Genomic DNA, 19,937 nt, shown 5'->3' on the forward strand with positions numbered 1-19,937 from the left:
ATTATACCGGCAGGGCTTTTCTTGTTTTTGACTTGTCTAAAGAGATTTCAGGGCTCCTGTAGTGGGTTGCGGAGAATCTCCTGTTGTCATCAGCCACGCCGCTCCGGTAATGTTATGCAGTCCCGAAGCAAATGCGTTGAGTCCAAGGCCGATTGTCTGCGATATCCCGAGTAGAGTTGACAGCACGGCAGCGATGTCGACGACACTCCCCCAAGGCCCTTCCATTGTTCGTCCGAACAGAGAACTCAATCCGGACCGTATTGTCAGAGGCAAATTACGGCGATAACTGAAAAACGCAAGTGAAATCCCGACCAGCGAATATGTTGCCCATGTCCCTAGTCCCCAATACAGAAATGCGTAGTGATATGCGCCGCGAACTGCCGATTCCGTTCTGGGAATCGCCAGGTCGTCAATCGCCGCGATTGTGCCTGCAGCAAGCTGTGTCTGGTATTCGGCAAAGACATCCGCACCTTCTGCCAATGTGATATTGCTACTTGCAAATAGTGCCTGAATCGCCTGCTTGCTCATAATGATTTCAGGATTGTTACCCAAGTGCCATATTGGCTCCGCAGTGGCATAACCCAGCATGCCAATACCGATACCTGCACCAAACATCATCGAAAACCATGAGAAATCCGAAAATTCCGGAGTCCCGTCCGGAGGTCCGAGCTTGACTCTGCCAAATGGTGGATATATCGCAATAAACACGCAAACGATGCAATAGAAGGCAACGGCGTAGATATAGTAGGCGTTGAAGTGTTCCAGCGACCAGTTCTGGATGTCCCTGAGTACCTGTCCGGCTCGTTCTGGGTCCATCGCTGCCCAGATGACAATCAGTGCGATAAGAATTTTTGCTGGCAAGGCAACGGTCTGATTGAATCCTTCATAAAAACCGGATTCTTTCTTGTTTATTTTCAGCTCCTGGAGCGGTGGGTTCAGCGGCATAATTCTGTTCCTCGTAAATTTTTTTGTTGGCTGTGCTAAGGCGTGATTGTGAGGATTATAGATGAAACCCACATTGGAAATTTTCACCTACCGATTCCGCCGTGTGATACGGGACTTCGTCCCTATGGGCATTTGACCAATTGGCGGCCCTCCATGCGCTTCGGATGCTTTGACCTGGTGAGCAGGATTCGCAGCGGAGGTGGTCACGGTGGGTGCGAAGGAAAGAACCTCAAGCCGGAATCCTACACGGAAGCTGCGAACGTAGATTCGACGGGTATAGCAAGGAAGTCACACGCATTGACTTGGGAGATCGGCCATCCTGCTGTTTGAGGCTGCCGGATCATGGAGGATGCAAGAGTGACGGAGACTCTAAATATTTGAATCCGGAAACGAACCTTTTCGCTGGTCGATGAACGCAAGCAGTTCCTGATCGACCATAGGATCCAGGTCCGGTGCCTGATAGTCTTGCAACATCTGCTTCCAGATCTTGTTTGCCCGTTGCGATGCTCTCAGTGAACCATCAGCTTCCCACTGTTCAAAGCTGTTGTTGTCAGCGATCGTCGAGCGGTAGAATGCATTCTCGAAGTTACGTTGTGTGTGTTCGCATCCAAGGAAGTGATTCCCGGGACCGACTTCGCGAATAGCATCGAGTGCCTGGCCGTTTGTGGAAGTGTCAACACCACTTAGAAACTCCTGAATCATAGCTGCCTGGTCGGTGTCCATTACAAACTTTTCGTAACCCATCACCAGTCCGCCCTCAAGCCAACCGGCCGTGTGCAACATGAAGTTGACACCTGCCAGCATCGCTGTCTGTAACGTATTGGCTGACTCATACGCCGCCTGGGCATCGGGTATTTTTGAAGCGCACAAGCCGCCGCCGCTCCGGAAGGGTACGTTCAACCTGCGCGCCAAAGCCGCGCAGAGATAGAGAACTTTAGATGGTTCTGGTGTTCCGAAGGTCGGGGCGCCTGACTGCATTGAGATTGAGCTGCTGAACGTTCCAAAAATTACCGGTGCACCCGGCCGTACCAGCTGTGCGAAGGCCATTCCCGCCATGGCTTCGGCAAGAATCTGTGTACAGGTGCCCACAACAGCGACCGGAGACATGGCGCCGGACAGTATGAAAGGGGAGATGACCGTACCTTGGAAGCTTCCTGCGTAGACCTTGAGGGCAGCCAGCATGGTGTCGTCGAATGTCATCGGGGAATTCACGTTGATCAGCGACAGGATGCAGGTATTGTTCTCAACAAAGTCACCGCCGAATACAACTTTCGCCATGTCAACTGTATCCTGTGCCCGTTCGCCACTGGTGACAGAGCCCATAAACGGTTTGTCGCTGTATTTCAAATGACTGTAGACCATGTCGAAGTGGCGTTTGTTGACAGGCAGGTCCACAGGTTCACAGACTGTGCCGCCAGAATGATGAAGAGACGGGGAAAGATATGCAAGTTTGACAAAGTTCCGGAAGTCCTCGATGTTTGCATATCTTCGGCCTGTGTCAAGATCGCGCACGAAAGGCGGTCCGTAGGCCGGTGCCAAGACGACAGTATCTTTGGCAATGCGGATTGTCCTGTCCTTGTTTCTGGCGTGCTGAACAAATTCCGACGGAGCGTTCGACTTGATGATTTCGCGAAGCATGCCACGGTCGAATCGAACACGCTCACCGTCAACGGAGGCTCCTGCCTTCTTCCATATTCCGATCGCTTCAGGATCGTCTCGGAACTCAATTCCGATTTCCTCCAAAATCAGGTCCGCATTGTCCTCAATCAGCTGCAGGGTCTCAACGGGCGCTACTTCATAGACCGGAACCTTACGTTCGATTTGGGAGATAATCTCGGCCTGTGTATTCGCCCTTTTTGCAATCCGCGCGGCTCGGCCGCGTGTTCTTGATCTTCTTCGTTCACTCATTCCAATCGGTTTTCAGGTTTAGGTTGTATCAATCTTTGCCGCTTCGGGCACCGCGGGGAAATCTGATGGACCGGCGGTAGGGATACACATCTTCCAGCACGCCGTCTCGAATCAGCTGTTGCTTTTCGCGCCAGAATTCGACTGTCATCAGGTCTCCATGAGCTTCACGGAAGTGCTCACCAATTACGCGGTTTAACAGGAAGTATTTCTCGAATTCCTCCGGAAATACATCATCTTCCCCGACAGAAAACCACGGTGTGGTCGACATTTCGTCTTCTGCGTTCCGTGCCGGTGGAATCTTACGGAACTTTAGCTCGCTCAGATATCGGATTTCGTCGTAGTCATAGAAAACCACCCGGTTATTTCTGGTCACCCCGAAATTTTTCAGAAGCATGTCGCCCGGAAAGATGTTGGCCGCGGCCATTTCCTTGATCGCATCGCCATATCCTCTGGCAAAGTACAGTGCCTCCTCTTCCTTTTCGATGTCCTGGAGCAATAGGTTGAGCGGTATCATCCGATGTTCGATATAGACATGCTTGAGGACTACCAGATCGCCATCGAGGACGATGGACCGTGCGCAAGTTTCCTGCAGGATGTCGAGGAGCTCATCACTGAATCTGCTTCTCGGCAAGGCAACATCAGAGTATTCAAGTGTGTCCGCCAGCCGTCCGACCCTGTCGTGTTGCTTGACAAGGTGATATTTTTCTATCACTGTCGAACGCGACAATTTCTTGGGAGGCTCAAATGCATCCTTGATGAGTTTGAAGACGTAGCGATACGAAGGCAGGGTGAAGACCATCATCACCATACCACGGGTACCGGGCGCTTCAACGAACTTGTCATTGGAATGCTGCAGATGATGCAGGAAGTCCCTGTAGAATGCCGTCTTGCCCTGTTTGTGAAACCCGATTGCGGAATACAGGTCAGCCTTACTCTTTTCTGGCAGGATGTTCATGAGAAATCTGACTGTGGCTGACGGGACCTGTGTCTCAACCATGAAATAGGCTCTTGAAAAGCCAAAAACAGCGTCCAGGTCGGCCGGGTTGAGTAACAGTGCATCGACATAAAGAGCGCCGTTTTCGTTATTCAGAATCGGGACAATGAAAGGTGTGGTCCGATAATCATTGATTACGCGGCCGATGAGATAAGCTGCTTTGTTTCGGAAAAACAAGGAACTCAAGACATCAATCTGATAGTTCAGCGCGATTGATCTTTGTTCTCTTGGCAGGACACTGCCAAGATGTCGAAGAATGTTGCGAACATCGCGAGTCAGGTTCTCATACGGCAGGTTGAATTTGAGTCCGGTCAGTATGTCGGCGATCGTATTTTGCAAACCGCTGGTTGATGGGTAGTACGATCGATAAATCGGTTTATCGGCCTGCAGGTATTCCGTGGAGACTGAAGAGCGGACAAAAATATGGGTGTTTTTGTAGTAACGACGATCAAACAGCTTGCAGAATACCGAGTTATAGTAACTTTCGGCAAGTTCCGGCTGTCTGTGTTCCAGCAGAAGGTGGATGTATCGGATTTTCACCTGTTCCCACAGAGGTTCATCAAGCTCGTCGATTTCAAATTCCGACCTTACAGCAGTGATCGTCTCCTGGATGCGCTTGTCGTAGAAATGTATACGTCGTCTGGCGGCTTCCCTGACCTCGCCCCAGGCGGCCATCTCAAACCGTTCCTGGGCACCGGCGGTGATTTCCTGAAAAAGTGTGAAGTGACGTTCGAATCCTCTCAGGATTGTTCGTGATATTTTTTTTGCACGTTTCGACTGACGGAATTCCCGTTCCGGCGGCGCAACCGCCTCCGTTCTCCGAACGCTGGGGAACAGCTCAATCGGTTTGGTAGTTTTTGGCATTGAAAGGAACTGGAATTTCTGGGCAGATGACAGTGAATCGCCTATATGAAAGCAAGGCAGTGCCAAGCCAATAAGATCAAAAAATCAATTCGGAATATTGTAAATTAGGTAGGGTTTTGAATGCTTGGATTTCTATGGTTGTTCAAATCATTTCAACCCAATTGAAGTTCTGAAATATATGTTTAGAAACAATTAGATACTTAAAGAGAATAATGCATTGGCGAATGAAGTAGGCGAATAATGGAAAGTTATGCGAGAGTAGTTGTGATCGGCGGTGGCGTTGTCGGTGTGAGTACGCTGTATCACCTGGCAAAAAAGGGCTGGCGTGATGTTGTACTTTGTGAGCGTACGGAACTGACCGCGGGGTCAACCTGGCATGCGGCGGGGTTGTTGCCGCTATTCAACATGAGTTATGCCGTAGGGCAGCTGCACAAATATTCCGTTGATCTTTACAAGAACCTGGAGGCCGAGACGGGACAGGATGTCGGGTTTCATGTGACCGGAAATCTGCGGCTGGCGTGCACGAGAGACCGCATGGATGAGTATAAGAAATACTGCGGCACAGCCAACACCATTGACGTTCCGTTTGAGATGATTACGCCTTCTGAAGTCAAGGATCTGTGGCCGCTGGTCAATCCCGACGGTTTGGTCGGTGCTCTGTATCATCCCGATGACGGACACATTGCCCCGGTTGATCTGACCAATGCCCTGGCAAAAGGCGCGCGCGACCGCGGTGCTAGCATCCATCAGCAGACTGAGGTAACAGGATTGGAACGGACGCCCGCCGGCGAATGGAAGGTCATCACCTCTAAAGGTGACATCACCTGTGAGCATATTGTGTGTGCAACCGGCAATTACTCACAAACATTCAGTCGGTTGCTTGGGATCCTGATTCCGGCAATTCCGGTTCAGCATCAATACATCGTCACTGATGTGGTAGGCGAACTCAAGGAATATCGGGAAAGTGGTGGAAAGGAACTGGCCGTACTTCGCGAGTCTGATGCATCCTATTATCTTCGCGAGGAGAGAATGGGTTACATTCTCGGACCGTACGAGAAGGGTGCGCCGGCAGTTTTTGCAGACGGGGTGCCATCGACTTTTGAGAAGGATCTGTTTCCAGGTGATCTTGATCGTCTCATGCCCCATGTCGAGGCTGCCATCAACCGGGTTCCCTCATTTGAGACAGCCGGGATCAAGGACATTGTCAACGGACCGATTTCATACACTCCGGATGGCAGTCCGCTTGTCGGACCGGCGTGGGATCTTCCCAATGTCTGGCTGAACGAGGGTCATAGTTTCGGCGTGACGGCCGCGGGAGGCGCGGGATGGCAGCTGGCTGAATGGATGGTAGAGGGAGAACCGACGATTGACCTGCTTGCCGTTGACCCGCGCAGATACGGGGATTATGCACGCGGTCCCTATCTGGTGACGAAGAATGAAGAGGCCTATGCGAACGTGTTCACGGTTCACTATCCAGACGAGGAGCGCCCGGCATGCCGACCTGCAAAAACAAGTCCGATCCATGACAGGCTGGCGGCGCTGGGTGCAGTCTGGGGACAGCGGTACGGCTGGGAGCGACCGAATTGGTTCGCGCCCGAAGGTGTTGAAGCCGTGGATGACTGGAGTTTCCGGCGATCGAAATATTTTGAGCATGTCGGAAATGAGCATAACAACATCAGGAACAATGTGGGCATTATTGACATTACGAGCTTTTCGAAGTTTCAGGTGTCCGGAGAAGGGGCGGAAAACTATCTTGATGGACTATTCGCGAGGAGGCTTCCGAAAAAACCAGGCAGAATCCAGCTCTGCCATGCGCTGACAAAGTATGGCGGTGTAAGGAGCGAGTTTACAGTCACCAAGGATGCCGATGGTTCGTACTATCTGGTCAGTTCCGGAGCGGCCGAACGATTCGATTACAGTTTTCTTAAAAAGCATCTGCCTGCTGATCACACCGTGCGCCTGGACAACCTGACGACTTCTCACGGCACATTGGTGGTTGCGGGCCCGAATTCCCGCAAGGTGCTGGAAAAACTGACTGAGACTGATCTGTCCAATGATGCGTTTCCATGGCTTACCTCACAGCACATTTATGTTGGACTGGCACCGTTGAGAGCGATGCGGGTGAATTTCGTAGGGGAACTGGGATGGGAACTTCATCATCCCATTGAGTATCAGCGGCATATTTTTGAACGATTGATGGAAGCTGGTGCTGAGTTTGGCATCGGACAATGTGGGATGCGGGCGATGGACTCGCTTCGTATAGAGAAATCCTACCGCATGTGGGGGCAGGATCTGACGCGCGAATACACAATCCTTGAAGCTGGACTTGGCATTTTTGTCCATATGGACAAGGGCGACTTTGTCGGGCGTGATGCTTTGCAAGATCAGTTGGACAATGGTGTTCCACAGGAGTTTGTAACCGTTGCGGTCGAGGGAATCAATGATGCGGACCCGCTGGGTAACGAGCCGCTCTGGGATGGTGACAAGATGATCGGACGGGCAACGGCCGGATCGTATGGCCACTTTCTCCGACAAAGCCTTGCAATCGGTTATGTACAGACTGGATACGGCGACATCGGGACTAAATTGGAAATCGAAATTCTTGGAAACCGCTATAATTGCGCCGTGGTCGAGAACTCGCCTCACGATCCCAACAACGTGCGGCTTAGAGCGTAGCTGTATCTGTCTAAATTTTTCTTTTTCTATCGAGGAGCGATATGAAGGTAGTTGTTCCTGTTAAGCGCGTAATCGACGCTAACATCAAGGTCAGAGTGCGAATGGACGGCTCTGGTGTTGAACTGAATAATGTCAAAATGTCCATGAATCCCTTCTGCGAAATTGCCGTAGAAGAGTCAATTCGGATGAAGGAGGCTGGGAAGGTCGAGGAAATCATCGTAGTGGCAGCCGGCCCTCAGCAAAGTCAGGAAACTTTGAGAAACGGCTTGGCTATGGGTGCCGACCGCGGAATTCTGATTCAGACTGATGTCAATCTTGAACCGCTCGCAATCGCCAAACTGTTGACGAAGGTGGTTGAGCGTGAGAATCCCGGAATCGTGTTGATGGGCAAGCAGGCAGTGGACAACGACAACAACCAGACCGGCCAGATGCTTTCAGCCATGCTGAACTGGTCACTCGGTACGTTTGTATCAAAGATTGACGTCGAGGATGACGCGTTCACCGTCGTTCGCGAAGTAGATGGAGGCCTCGAAACCGTACGCTTGTCCAAGCCGTCGGTGATCACGGTTGACCTCAGGCTGAATGAACCCCGTTACGCTTCACTGCCGAACATCATGAAAGCGCGAAAAAAGGAAATTGAGGCGCTGACACCTGATGATCTGGGTGTCGATGTGACGCCCAGGGTGAATGTGCTGGAAGTGACTGAACCGCCTGCAAGGGATGCCGGTGTGCGTGTTCACAGTGCAGAGGAACTGATTGATAAACTGAAAAACGAAGCGAAGGTGCTGTAATGAGCGTATTGGTACTGATTGAACACGATAACAGTGAAGTCAAGTCGTCGACACTGAATACAGTAACAGCTGCGACCCAACTCGGGAGCGACATTCATGGACTGGTAGTTGGATACGATTGTGCCGACGTCGTTTCCACAGCCTCAAAAATCGGCGGAATTTCGAAGATTGTGTCGGTGGATTCCCCCGAGTATCAATTCGGCCTGGTGGAAAACGTCGCGCCGGTAGTCAAGGAGATTGCATCGGGATATTCACATGTGTTGGCGCCGGCATCGACGTTTGGGAAGAATCTCCTGCCAAGAGTGGCCGCGATGCTGGATGTTCAGCAGATTTCTGACATCAGCGAAATTGTCTCGGAAGATACATACATCAGACCGATATATGCCGGAAACGCGTTGGCCAAAGTGCAGTCAACCGACGCGGTGAAACTGATCACAATTCGTACCACCACATTTGATCCAGCTGCGGAAGACAGCGGATCGTCGGCACCGGTTGAGCAATTGTCTGCGCAAGGCGATGAGCAGTTGTCTAATTTCATCAAGCATGACTTGACCCGAAGCGAACGGCCCGAATTGACGACCGCAAGCATCGTCATCTCTGGTGGTCGTGGAATGCAAAGCGGGGAGAATTTCATCATGCTTGAGCAGGTGGCGGACAAACTTGGTGCGGCGGTCGGCGCGTCGCGGGCTGCAGTCGATGCCGGATATGTACCGAACGATTACCAGGTGGGTCAGACCGGGAAAGTTGTTGCGCCTGATCTGTACCTGGCTGTCGGTATCTCAGGAGCGATTCAACATCTCGCTGGTATGAAGGACTCAAAGGTCATTGTCGCAATCAACAAGGATGAAGAAGCACCGATTTTTCAGGTTGCGGATTTTGGCTGGGTAGCCGATCTGTTTACCGCGATTCCTGAGTTGGAATCTGCACTGGAGTAAGGTTTTGAAGCAAGGCTTCGATCAGCCAGATGGAATCTAAAGAAAAAGGCTGATGCACATTACGCATCAGCCTTTTTTTTCTGTGTGGAGAACTTGAGATCAGAACTGGGCGGTTTCTGTCGAGTCAACCATTGCGACGGTGGATGCTTCATTGCCCCCGGCTGTCGCCTCGTTGACCGCATCAAAATAACTGACTCCGACCTCATGCTGATGACGGGTCGCTGAGAAGCCGAATTCCTCGGCGGCGAATTCCGCCTGCTGCAAATCGGAATATCCCTGCATGCCACGCTGGAGATATTTTCTTGCAATGTCAAAACTCGAGTAGTTGACACTGTGAAAACTTGCCAGGGTGACGAATTGATATCGATATCCCATTTCTGCAATGTCATTCTGAAAACTCGCAAGTTCATCCGGTCCCAAGTGCTTTGACCAGTTGAACGACGGCGAGCAGTTATACGCCAGCATCTTGCCTGGAAACTCTGCATGAACACCGTCAGCAAATTGCTTCGCATCATCAAGATTCGGTGTTGAGGTTTCCATCCAGATCAGGTCTGCATAAGGGGCATACGCCAGTCCGCGAGCGATGCACATGTCGATTCCGCCAGTAATTCTGAAAAATCCTTCCGCGGTACGCTCGCTTGTAATATACGGATGGTCTCTTTCATCAACATCTGACAACAGCAATCGGGCTGCTTCGGCATCCGTTCTTGCAATGATGACAGTAGGCACGCCCATCACATCAGCCGCGAGGCGGGCTGATGTCAGATTTCGAATTCCCTGTTGTGTTGACAAAAGCACTTTGCCACCGAGGTGGCCGCATTTCTTTTCAGACGACAGCTGATCTTCATAGTGGATGCCTGCGGCACCGGCTTTGATCATTGACTTGGTGAGCTCGAACACGTTCAGCGGGCCGCCAAAGCCTGCTTCCGCATCTGCAACAATTGGCATGAACCAGTCAATATCGGTGGTTTCCTGACCGCTCAGTTGCTCAAGGGTTTGGATTTGGTCCTGCCGAACAAATGCATTATTGATTCGTTCGATCACTTGCGGTACGGAACTGGCGGGATAAAGCGATTGATCCGGATACGTTTGCCCGGCGTTGTTCGCATCGGCCGCGACCTGCCAGCCGGAAAGATAAATCGACTTGAGTCCGGCTCTGACTTGCTGAACAGCCTGACAGCCCGTATATGCGCCTAGAGATGCGACAAATTTGTCGTTTTGCAAGAAATTCCAAAGTTTTTTGGAACCCATTTCAGCGAGCGTATGTCTGATGCGTACAGAACCACGCAGTCTCTCTACCTCGTTCCAGCCATAATCTCTCTTGATTCCATCCCAGCGCTTCGGTGCGTATTGGGGTGCTGGAAATTCCTTCAAGTCTTCCGCCGGGTCGACTTGCCAGCTATTTTCACCATTTGGCAGTTGGCTCATCTTTTGTGCTCCATTCGTTCGAGTTGCCACAACAAAGTAACAAAGCCACTTTAAGTGGCTTCAGTCCAAAATTATATATGCTTCTGCTCAGGCCACGAATGAATAATTCTCGTTTGTTCCATGAATGTGTGAGCAGGTCTCGAGCAGGTATTGCGGAAGCCGGCCTGCCTGATGTCATAGGCACTTTGCTATGCTGCGCACACTTTTGAGGGGATTTGTGAGCTTCTTGAGTTTCCTTGCAAGGTCAGAAATAGCACAGCAGGTTGGTCATTGGCATATCCTGACCGTCGCACCTTTTCGAACTTCAGGACGTGACAGACAATCCATTCCGGTTGACAACGACTTTGTCGGTCATTGCGGACACCGCATCCACTGCCACCCCAATACCGAAGCTGTGATTGATGCAGTGAGACCCGAATGTATCAGTTCGGACTGCCAAACCCACCGCCACCCGGCGTCTCAATCACAAAGATATCGTTGACATTCATTTCAGTCCTGTCTGTCGAGTTCATGGACTCGATCTCACCACTTGCCCGAATGACATAGTTCTTGCCTGTCTGTCCGGGACCTCCTCCGTCCGCTCCATATGGGGGAATCCGTCTATGTCCCGAGAGAATGGCGGCGGTCATCGTCTCAAGAAATCGAAGTTTCCGAATCGCTCCATTCCCACCTCGATGCCTGCCTTTCCCCCCGCTGCCTTGACGAATTGAAAAACTCTCAAGTCGAATCGGAAAGCGCCATTCCAATACTTCCGGATCAGTTAGCTTCGCGTTCGTCATGTGAGTATGAACCGCATCGCAGCCATCAAAATCCGGTCCTGCGCCTGATCCACCACAGATAGTCTCGTAATATTGATGGGTGTCGTTGCCAAATGTGAAGTTGTTCATGGTGCCTTGTGCCGCCGCCATCACACCGAGCGCGCCATACAGGGCATCGGTGATGTATTGGGACGTCTCGACATTGCCCGCAACGACTGCGGCCGGGTAAACCGGCTTCAGCATGCAGCCATCGGGAATGACGATCTTGATTGGCTTCAGGCACCCCTCATTCATTGGAATGACATCGTCGACCAGGGTACGGAAAACATACATGACAGCGGCACGCGCGACCGAAGAGGGCGCATTGAAGTTGTTCGAAAGCTGGGCGGAGGTTCCCGTAAAGTCAACGACTGCAGTCTGGTTTTCGTTGTCTATGGATATTTCGACCGCGATCACGCTCGCATCATCCATCTCATACTTGAATCTGCCATTTCGAAGGACCTTGAGCACTCGTTTCACGGCACCTTCGGCATTGTCCTGAACATGCTGCATGTAAGCGACAACAACATCCAGTCCAAAATGTTCCACCATGTTCCGGAGTTCTTGCACGCCTTTTTCGTTCGCTGCAATCTGCGCGCGGATATCTGCGAGATTCTGCTCAACATTCCGTACCGGATATTGCGCTCCTTCGAGAATCGTCCTCAGGTCAGACTCCAGCAACACGCCTTCCCGCATCAGTTGCACATCATCCAGCAACACACCTTCTTCCTCGATCACATGACTGTCAGGTGGCATTGAACCAGGGGTAATTCCACCGACGTCGGCATGATGACCGCGTGATGCGACGTAAAATAGGATCGTGCCTTTTGTCTGCTCGAACACCGGTGTGACAACCGTAATGTCCGGCAGGTGAGTGCCACCGTTGTAGGGGTTGTTCAGAACAAATGCGTCTCCCGGCTTCATCGTTTCGATCCGATTGCGAATGATGATCTTCACCGATTCGCCCATCGACCCCAGATGAACTGGCATATGTGGCGCGTTCGCAACCAGGTCACCCTGAGTATCAAAAATTGCACAGGAAAAATCGAGTCGCTCCTTGATATTGACCGAATAGGCGGAATTTTCCAACGAAGCCCCCATCTGTTCAGCGATTGACATGAATAGGTTGTTGAATACCTCCAGCATCACCGGATCCGCGTCCGTTCCGACGACACTCTTGCGAGGTCGGGGTGCGGTTCGTTTCAGAATGAGGTGATTGCATTCAGTCACTTCGAGTTTCCAGTCAATTTCCACGACAGTTGTTCCGGTGGGCTCGACGATGACCGCCGGACCATTGATCTCGTCACCGCATTGAAGCGCTTCGCGAAGATAGACCTTGGTTTCGCGGAATTCACCGGACAAGTACATCTGTGAGGTGCTGGTCGGCTCAAGTTCTGATTGCCTAGATACTTTCTTGAGTCCTGCCTCCTCGTGAACATCTGATCGGCCAATGGCCTCAACAGAAATCGCTTCGACTACGATTGGCTTTTCGGGCATGATGAATCCGAATCTTTGTCGATGTTTGGACTCGAATTCGCTTCGAATCGAGTCATCGTTGTCGGCATCGACCGAAACAGCCGAGTCGGTTCCCTCGTATCGAACGTGAATTCTTTTCTTTATGTCGATGTTGCTGTCGTCTATATGCTGATCCCGTACATCTTGCCTGGACTTGTCGGCGAGTTGCGAGAAGTGATCGTCGAGAGTTTGGATCAGGGCTGGAGACAGCACATCTTCAACGGCCTCCTCATACATGGTTCGAACGTCGGCGAGGCCGATTCCATATGCGGACAGCACACCCGCGTATGGATGAATGAATACGGTTTCGACACCTAGGGCATCGGCAACAAGGCACGCGTGCTGCCCGCCGGCGCCACCGAAACTGCAAAGGGTGTATTCGGTGATGTCGTAGCCGCGCTGAACAGAGATTTTCTTGATTGCGTTTGCCATGTTGTCGATCGCAATGTTCAGAAATCCTTCTGCGACACCATGCGCGGAGCGATCGTCTCCGGTGGACTGCCGAATGGTTTCAGCCATTTCCTCAAACTTCCGAATGACCGCATCGGTATCAAGAGGCTGGTCGCCGGTGGGGCCGAATATTTTCGGGAAATAGTCGGGTTGCAGTTTTCCAAGGATCAGATTGCAGTCAGTGATTGTGAGGGGCCCGTCTCGCCGATAACACGCTGGGCCCGGATTCGCGCCAGCTGATTCAGGACCGACACGATACTTCAGACCATCAAATTTGAGAATCGAACCGCCACCGGCAGCAACAGTGTGAATTCGCATAATCGGAGAACGAATGCGTACCCCCGCAACATGTGTGTCATAAGCGCGTTCATATTCTCCCGCGTAGTGCGAGACGTCCGTGGACGTTCCGCCCATATCGAACGCGATGATCTTGTCGAAACCGGCGGTTTTACTGGTCTCAACGGCACCGACAATTCCACCTGCCGGCCCGGAGAGAATGCTGTCTTTGCCCTGAAAACGGTAGGCGTCTGTCAACCCACCGTTGGACTGCATGAACATCAGCCGCACACCGGACAGATGACTGGCAACCTGATCAACATAGCGACGAAGGACCGGCGAAAGATAAGCGTCGACAACAGTAGTATCGCCGCGGCCGATCATTTTCATCAGCGGACTGACTTCGTGTGAGGTTGACACTTGCGAATAACCGATCTGCCTTGCCATTTCCGCGATGAGATTCTCGTGCCCATGGAACCGATATCCATGCAGAAATACGATCGCGCATGAGCGAATACCCTCGTCAAAGACGCTTTTCAGTTGTTTGTATGCCGCATCGCAGTCGACCTCCTTGAGCACCTCACCGGCCGCGCTGTAGCGTTGGTCAATTTCGATCACTCTGTCATAGAGCAGGTGTGGCAGTTTGATCTGTCTGGAGAATAGATCAGGTCGAGTCTGATAGCCGATTCGAAGCGCGTCACGAAATCCTTTCGTAGTGATGAGTACACAGGGGGTGCCCGTGCGTTCCAACAAGGCGTTGGTGGCAACCGTAGTACCCATTTTGACGGCACTGATCAGGTCGGAGCCGAGATTATCCCGGTTTGAATTGAGAATGTCCCGGATTCCCTGGATTGCCGCATCTTCATATTGTTCGGGATTGTCCGACAATAGTTTGTGGGTGACAATTTGTCCTTGCGGGTCGCTGGCGACGATATCGGTAAACGTGCCACCGCGATCAATCCAGAATTGCCATTGTTCGGAGTTGTCGGTCTGCACCGGAGTATGATTTCAGGTTGTTGGAGTTGGAATGCAGAATAAATGAAACGGATAACCTATCGAAATTTCGGGGCTTCGTTGCGCCTGAGCAGGCACATCCAGGCAATCGGCAACAGGTATCTGCACAGTCAACAATATACAAGAAGTCAGAACAGTCAGTGTGGATTTGAGCGAAGCGCTCATTCCGTCTTTCGCAGCCGTTGTCTGGTGAAACACGACCGCGAGAGTTGGTCTGCACACGCCGAAATTGCTGTGACAATTGTCGGACTTCCCCAGCAATAGGGCGACCGCGAGAAATCGCTTGCTCGATGAAGAATTTATCGGTTCCGTAAAGCCCCGAGATCAGTTCTATCCGCCTGACTGTATCGAATTCTCAAAGACTATGTCACCCGGTAACTCCGCTGCATAGTGATCCAGATGCTTGCCGCCTGCCTCCTGTCTGTCGCAATGTAATTCATCGACGAAGCAGACGATTGGTGACCTTGATGCGGGTACACTTCGCACCGCGGCCATGCTATCATTACACCCGCTTCAGCTTGCAGTTACGGAGTTCGGGTCTGGACACCCAAAGGTAGTTGACTCACTCCATCATTGCAGGATACTGGACAAACCGACCGAGCGAATTGGCGCTGATATTTTCGTCAGTATCGAATTCGACATTACAACGAATATTCCGGACGAATATTTGCATCTATTAACCATGCAATTCAAGGAATTGACATCACTACTAGCTGGGGGCTAATACGATATGGAAGTGAATTTGCACCTCAATGGACAAACCTATCCCGTTGAAGCAGTGGAGGGCAAGCCACTGTTGTGGGTTATTCGAGATGATTTGAAATTAACCGGAACGAAGTACGGTTGCGGGGTCGCTTTCTGTGGCGCATGTACCGTACTGGTCGATGGACAGCCGGTACGTTCGTGTCAGACTTATCTGAATTCGCTTGAGGGCAGGGAAGTTACGACCATAGAAGGATTGGACTCCGAAGTCGCAGCGGCGGTCCAGAAAGCATGGATTGAACTGAATGTTGTCCAATGCGGATACTGCCAGTCCGGACAGATCCTGTCTGCCGTAGGATTGCTGTCGCGGACTCCCGCTCCTACAACCGATGAAATTGACAGGCACATGTGGGGCAATGTCTGTCGTTGCGCGACCTATCAGAGAATTCGTTCTGCAGTGCAACGCGCCTCTCAGATTTTGCAGGGAGGTTAAGCGATGAATACAAGAATCACTCGCCGAGACTTCATTAAGTCTGTTTCAGCCGCATCCGCCTATTCGTTGGTTTTGGGTTACTTGCCCGGACGGGTATTGGCGAGCAGTCAGTCCAAACAAGCTGCTTCGCTTACACCATTTCTCAAAATTTCCGAGAATGGAACGGTGACTGTAATCATTAAACATTTTGAGTGCGGGCAGGGGACAGCGACTGGCCTCGCAACTCTGATTGGTGAGGAACTGGGAGTTGCTCTTGAGGAGCTGGAAATTGAATTTGCTCCGCTTAACCCGGAACTCTATGCGAATCTGCTGTTCGGTATCCAGGCTACGGGCGGATCAACTTCACTTGCCAATTCTTTCATTCAGTATCGCCAGGCCGGTGCTGCAGCGCGACAGATGCTATTGACGGCTGCCGCTCAATCCTGGCAGGTGTCGTCTTCAGATCTGACCTTGGCAAACGGCCGCGTATCCGGTGCGGGCAAATCCGCACCCATCGCGGAGTTTGTAGCGGCTGCCGCATCTATGGATGTCCCGGCTGAGCCGAAGTTGAAGTCGCCGCAAGACTTTACCCTGATCGGAAACCCGAACACCGCTCGTCTGGACAACGTTCCCAAAGTGACCGGCACTGCCCGCTATTCATTGGACGTGCACTTGGATAACCAGATGGTCGCGGTGATGTTGCGCAGCCCGAAGTTTGGCGGCAAGGCAATTTCGATGAACACGGATGACGCTGCGAAAGTGGCGGGTTTTATCAATGCTGCGATACTGCCGACAGGAACCGCTGTTGTCGTCTACGCGCAGGACACATGGTCTGCCCTTGAGGCGCGCAAGGCAATCGCTGTGGAGTGGGACTTTTCGAGTGCTGAGACACGCAGTTCTGACAAGATCAACGCCGATTACCTGGCTATGGTGAACGACGAACCTCAGTTTGTGGCCAGGGATGATACCGAAGGTGCAAAACAGTCGTTGTTCAACAGTGCCGCGCAGGTGATCGAGCGCGATTTTACGTTTCCGTACCTGGCGCATGCGACGATGGAGCCGATGAATTGCACGATTGAGCCAACCGCCGACGGCATTATTGTCCACGATGGATGTCAGGCACCCTCAGCAGTCCAGCAGGTAATGACTGCAGTATTGAAACTTCCAGCTGAAAAGGTCAAGGTCAACACGTTGTATGCCGGCGGTTCGTTTGGCCGACGATTCACAGTTACCTCTGACTACCATGTTGAAGCGGCGCTCGCATTCGCGTTGAGCGGTGGCAAGCGTCCGGTGAAGCTGATCTGGTCACGGGAAGATGACCTCGGCGGCGGTTCCTATCGTCCGGGTGGTGCACACCGGGTCCGCATAGCCTTGAATGCTGAAGGCAAAATTGTAGCGTGGGACCACAGGATAGCCGTCCAGCCGATATTCAAGGGAACTCCCATGGAATCGATGGTGGTTCGTAATGGTGTCGATTCGAGTTCTGTTGAAGGGGTTGCGGACACAGTGTATGACATCCCGGGACTGTTTGTCGGACTTACCGACGCGTCCAGTCCGGTCACGGTGAACTGGTGGCGCTCGGTTGGACACAGCCATACTGCGTTCGTCATGGAAAGCATGATGGATATCGCCGCTTCCGCGACAGGCAGGGATCCGGTGGAATTTCGATTGGCTCACCTGTCGGGCGGCAATCCAGATCAGGTTCGATTGGCTAATGTACTTCGCCTTGCGGCTGAAAAATCCGAATGGCAGTCATCCCCCGTTGCAGGAAGGTCTCGAGGAGTTGCGGCACACAAGTCTTTCGGCACTTATGTTGCGGAAGTCGTGGAAATTTCCCGCAGTGATGATGACAGGGTGAAAATTGAGCGGGTCACCTGTGCGGTGGATTGCGGGCTGGCAGTGAATCCGGATGTTGTCACTGCTCAAATGGAAAGTGGAATCGGTTACGGTATTGGACACGTAATGCGTAATGAAATCACCTTCAGTGACGGCGTGGTCAATCAGTCCAACTTTCCAACATACATGCCGTTACGTATCTCCGACATCGCTCATATCGAGACGCATATTGTTGCGTCAGCGGAACATCCTACGGGTGTTGGCGAACCGTCCACGCCTCCGGCAGGACCCGCACTGGCGAACGCGATTGCGGTTGATGGACCGCGCATAACTCATTTGCCGCTGACCGCTGGTGGTGTTCAGTTTGCCTGATAGGAACCCGAGATTGTGTGTTCTGCGCTGAGAACATTTACTGTTCCAGCGCAGAACATCATTCGACACGGTTCGTTTGTTTCAGGAGGCCGTGTGCTCAATGACATCACCGGTTCATTGAGCTGGGATTTCTACCATTGATTGAAGTGCCGCAGGGAAAGATCCGTCTTGGGAAATCGATCCTGATTTGCCAATGAACTCTGGCTGGCGTCCGGTTACAGTTTTGCGATAGCTGTAACCGCGAATCCGACATTACAACTCAAACCCTGCAGCGGCGAGTTGATCAAGTGTTTTGGCTGAATCGGTGTGCAAAATTCCGATTCCTCCCGCATCGTTCCATTCGGTTATGTTTTTGTGGTAGTCGTCAATCAGAATGTTTGACGTGCCTTGTGAAACTGCAAATCGCTTTTTGTGGTGTCTGGAAGTTGTCAGGTGTATTCGGTCCCGGTCTGTGAGGTTGATGTTTTTCCTCAGCCAGTAAAGTTTGCCCGGCTTGGAATTTGAATCTGAATACGGCAATGACGACAGGATGTGTCCTTTGTACTTGTCAGTCAGCGCCCAAATTGCCTGGCCTCCGGGCATCCATTCCAGGTCGTACCAAAATCTGGTTTGATTTCGCGTGTAACTCCACAATTCAGGAACAGACAAATTGTCAATCCCATTTGGGGAAAGTTTGTTCGCTGCGCCGTAAAAGTCGCACAACACACCGTCCATGTCGCAAAAGATAATCGGACTCATTGGGTCATTCAATTTATGATTCTCCCGAGGGCTTGCAATGCCTTCGTTGCGGATCAGATTTTCTACGCAGCCGAGAAGCGCATCGTGACGCTTTTATACATCAGGTCGCTGCTATATCCGATACAGTTCATCCATTCGTCATGCACCTTGTGGACGGTCCGTACCCATATTCGCTGAAACTCGCGGCGTTGCAGCTGGATTCGGAAATTCACGGACAGCGAGCTGCAACCTCGATGTTGCTTTTTATGGCAGGTTGTTTTTGGCTTACAATCTTATCGCATGACGCCTCAGGACGATAGCATGTGCCATACACAACGGACTGTCAGAAAGAATTTCAGTGATCAGCCTTTGGCCTCAGGAGACTGAATTTGTCAAATCGAATTATCTGTCATTGGTTTGTGCAGCGACAGTTCGCCAAGTTATTTCTCAACTCACTGCTCTTCGTGTTGATTGCGTTGCCTGGTTTCTTGTCGGCAGATGACTCGGCCATTGAGATACAGATTTATTCAGCAAATGGTCCGACCGGTTCACCTGAATTATCGGAATCGGATATCCTTGCGCGAGCATTTCTGGCTGAACAGTCAGCCGAATTGACTTTCGATACGTACGGACTGCACAGAGTTTCCTTGCAGATCAGTGAGACACTGGCCTTGATTAGAAGCATTGATTCTTCAATGTCTCAGATTACCGCACGCCCGCAATATCTGCCGGACAGATTGATTATGGGATTCGAAGGGGAACTCGAAAGGATAATGACTGACGCATTGGCCGGAAAATCAGGCACTGTCGGATTGAAAAGCGGTGTGATTGAATTTGATGAGCTGAATCGAAGTTTGGGGCTCTTTGCCATCGAAAGTTTTCCGCGACTTGGCAGCTATTTTTTCCATTTCCGCGAGCCGGTTAACTTACCTGTTGCAATCCAATATTACTCCAAAATCCCTGGCGTCAACCTGGCAGAGCCGGATGAGTTCCTGTATGTTGCACCAACAACCGATGTTGATGTCTTTCGGGAACACGAAACATGGCACGTCGTTTTTACGAAGCCTATCGGTGAGTTGTTCGAATTATCAGACGGCATGGAAGTGTCGGTGTTCAGTGTCAACGAAGATCAGGTTGAACGACATGAACTCAATGCGATTTGCGGTGACGTTGATCAGATCATTCCATGTGCCGCATACGGACTTGTATATTGAACTCGTATCCATGCAACAACCGTAGTGGCCT

Annotated in this window: 14 protein-coding genes; 8 read left to right on the top strand and 6 right to left on the bottom strand. The window is 51.5% G+C overall.

Annotated features, from left to right (window positions below; translation table 11 throughout):
- Window positions 1-36: 36 nt before the first annotated feature.
- Entirely contained in the window at window positions 37-945 is a 909-nt protein-coding gene (locus OXI60_00290; protein ID MDE0308257.1) for a BCCT family transporter, read from the bottom strand.
- Between the two features lie 177 nt (window positions 946-1,122).
- On the opposite strand from OXI60_00290, the gene OXI60_00295 reads away from it, so the two are divergent.
- Window positions 1,123-1,275, top strand: a complete 153-nt coding sequence (locus tag OXI60_00295; GenBank protein MDE0308258.1) for a hypothetical protein — start codon at window positions 1,123-1,125, stop codon at window positions 1,273-1,275.
- Window positions 1,276-1,314: 39 nt separating this feature from the next.
- Here the strand turns inward: OXI60_00295 and OXI60_00300 are convergent, their stop codons facing one another.
- Window positions 1,315-2,853 carry a trimethylamine methyltransferase family protein gene (locus OXI60_00300; GenBank protein ID MDE0308259.1) on the bottom strand — a complete coding sequence of 513 codons (1,539 nt, stop codon included), beginning with the start codon at window positions 2,851-2,853 and terminating at the stop codon, window positions 1,315-1,317.
- A gap of 28 nt (window positions 2,854-2,881) precedes the next feature.
- Complete coding sequence (gene aceK, locus OXI60_00305; GenBank protein ID MDE0308260.1) at window positions 2,882-4,711, bottom strand: bifunctional isocitrate dehydrogenase kinase/phosphatase; 1,830 nt, start codon at window positions 4,709-4,711, stop codon at window positions 2,882-2,884.
- Between the two features lie 240 nt (window positions 4,712-4,951).
- On the opposite strand from aceK, the gene OXI60_00310 reads away from it, so the two are divergent.
- Genes OXI60_00310 through OXI60_00320 form a run of 3 tightly spaced genes read left to right on the top strand, consistent with a single transcriptional unit; the run spans window position 4,952 to window position 9,113 of the window.
- Window positions 4,952-7,387: an FAD-dependent oxidoreductase gene (locus OXI60_00310; protein MDE0308261.1), complete on the top strand. Its 2,436-nt coding sequence runs from the start codon at window positions 4,952-4,954 to the stop codon at window positions 7,385-7,387.
- Between the two features lie 41 nt (window positions 7,388-7,428).
- The gene (locus OXI60_00315; protein ID MDE0308262.1) at window positions 7,429-8,178 is read left to right on the top strand and encodes an electron transfer flavoprotein subunit beta/FixA family protein; all 750 of its coding nucleotides are present in this window, start codon (window positions 7,429-7,431) and stop codon (window positions 8,176-8,178) included.
- Complete coding sequence (locus OXI60_00320; protein MDE0308263.1) at window positions 8,178-9,113, top strand: FAD-binding protein; 936 nt, start codon at window positions 8,178-8,180, stop codon at window positions 9,111-9,113. The genes OXI60_00315 and OXI60_00320 overlap by 1 nt, the downstream gene beginning before the upstream one ends.
- A 99-nt stretch (window positions 9,114-9,212) precedes the next feature.
- Here the strand turns inward: OXI60_00320 and aceA are convergent, their stop codons facing one another.
- The gene (gene aceA / locus OXI60_00325) at window positions 9,213-10,541 is read right to left on the bottom strand and encodes an isocitrate lyase (GenBank protein ID MDE0308264.1); all 1,329 of its coding nucleotides are present in this window, start codon (window positions 10,539-10,541) and stop codon (window positions 9,213-9,215) included.
- A gap of 422 nt (window positions 10,542-10,963) precedes the next feature.
- Window positions 10,964-14,575, bottom strand: a complete 3,612-nt coding sequence (locus tag OXI60_00330; GenBank protein ID MDE0308265.1) for a hydantoinase B/oxoprolinase family protein — start codon at window positions 14,573-14,575, stop codon at window positions 10,964-10,966.
- Between the two features lie 42 nt (window positions 14,576-14,617).
- Between OXI60_00330 and OXI60_00335 the strand changes: the two genes are divergently transcribed.
- The 3 genes from OXI60_00335 (at window position 14,618) to OXI60_00345 (ending at window position 17,975) form a co-directional block, all read left to right on the top strand.
- Window positions 14,618-14,857 (top strand): hypothetical protein, encoded by a 240-nt coding sequence (locus tag OXI60_00335; protein MDE0308266.1) that lies wholly within the window; start codon window positions 14,618-14,620, stop codon window positions 14,855-14,857.
- A 466-nt stretch (window positions 14,858-15,323) separates the two neighbouring features.
- Window positions 15,324-15,788 (top strand): (2Fe-2S)-binding protein, encoded by a 465-nt coding sequence (locus OXI60_00340; GenBank protein ID MDE0308267.1) that lies wholly within the window; start codon window positions 15,324-15,326, stop codon window positions 15,786-15,788.
- Window positions 15,789-15,791: 3 nt separating this feature from the next.
- Window positions 15,792-17,975, top strand: a complete 2,184-nt coding sequence (locus tag OXI60_00345) for a xanthine dehydrogenase family protein molybdopterin-binding subunit (protein ID MDE0308268.1) — start codon at window positions 15,792-15,794, stop codon at window positions 17,973-17,975.
- A gap of 252 nt (window positions 17,976-18,227) precedes the next feature.
- Here OXI60_00345 and OXI60_00350 read toward each other — a convergent pair whose 3' ends face one another.
- Window positions 18,228-18,713, bottom strand: a complete 486-nt coding sequence (locus tag OXI60_00350; protein MDE0308269.1) for a hypothetical protein — start codon at window positions 18,711-18,713, stop codon at window positions 18,228-18,230.
- Window positions 18,714-19,081: 368 nt separating this feature from the next.
- On the opposite strand from OXI60_00350, the gene OXI60_00355 reads away from it, so the two are divergent.
- The gene (locus OXI60_00355; protein ID MDE0308270.1) at window positions 19,082-19,906 is read left to right on the top strand and encodes a hypothetical protein; all 825 of its coding nucleotides are present in this window, start codon (window positions 19,082-19,084) and stop codon (window positions 19,904-19,906) included.
- Window positions 19,907-19,937 lie beyond the last annotated feature (31 nt).

This window comes from Acidiferrobacterales bacterium (genome assembly GCA_028820695.1).
Taxonomy (GTDB): Bacteria; Pseudomonadota; Gammaproteobacteria; order Arenicellales; family JAJDZL01; genus JAJDZL01.

Bases quoted from the DNA above. Each gene is read 5' to 3' on its own strand.
- OXI60_00300 (MDE0308259.1), bottom strand. From the start codon at position 2,853: ATGAGTGAACGAAGAAGATCAAGAACACGCGGCCGAGCCGCGCGGATT.
- aceA (MDE0308264.1), bottom strand. From the start codon at position 10,541: ATGAGCCAACTGCCAAATGGTGAAAATAGCTGGCAAGTCGACCCGGCG.
- OXI60_00320 (MDE0308263.1), top strand. From the start codon at position 8,178: ATGAGCGTATTGGTACTGATTGAACACGATAACAGTGAAGTCAAGTCG.
- OXI60_00290 (MDE0308257.1), bottom strand. From the start codon at position 945: ATGCCGCTGAACCCACCGCTCCAGGAGCTGAAAATAAACAAGAAAGAA.
- OXI60_00345 (MDE0308268.1), top strand. From the start codon at position 15,792: ATGAATACAAGAATCACTCGCCGAGACTTCATTAAGTCTGTTTCAGCC.
- OXI60_00335 (MDE0308266.1), top strand. From the start codon at position 14,618: ATGAAACGGATAACCTATCGAAATTTCGGGGCTTCGTTGCGCCTGAGC.
- OXI60_00310 (MDE0308261.1), top strand. From the start codon at position 4,952: ATGGAAAGTTATGCGAGAGTAGTTGTGATCGGCGGTGGCGTTGTCGGT.
- aceK (MDE0308260.1), bottom strand. From the start codon at position 4,711: ATGCCAAAAACTACCAAACCGATTGAGCTGTTCCCCAGCGTTCGGAGA.
- OXI60_00315 (MDE0308262.1), top strand. From the start codon at position 7,429: ATGAAGGTAGTTGTTCCTGTTAAGCGCGTAATCGACGCTAACATCAAG.
- OXI60_00340 (MDE0308267.1), top strand. From the start codon at position 15,324: ATGGAAGTGAATTTGCACCTCAATGGACAAACCTATCCCGTTGAAGCA.
- OXI60_00350 (MDE0308269.1), bottom strand. From the start codon at position 18,713: ATGAGTCCGATTATCTTTTGCGACATGGACGGTGTGTTGTGCGACTTT.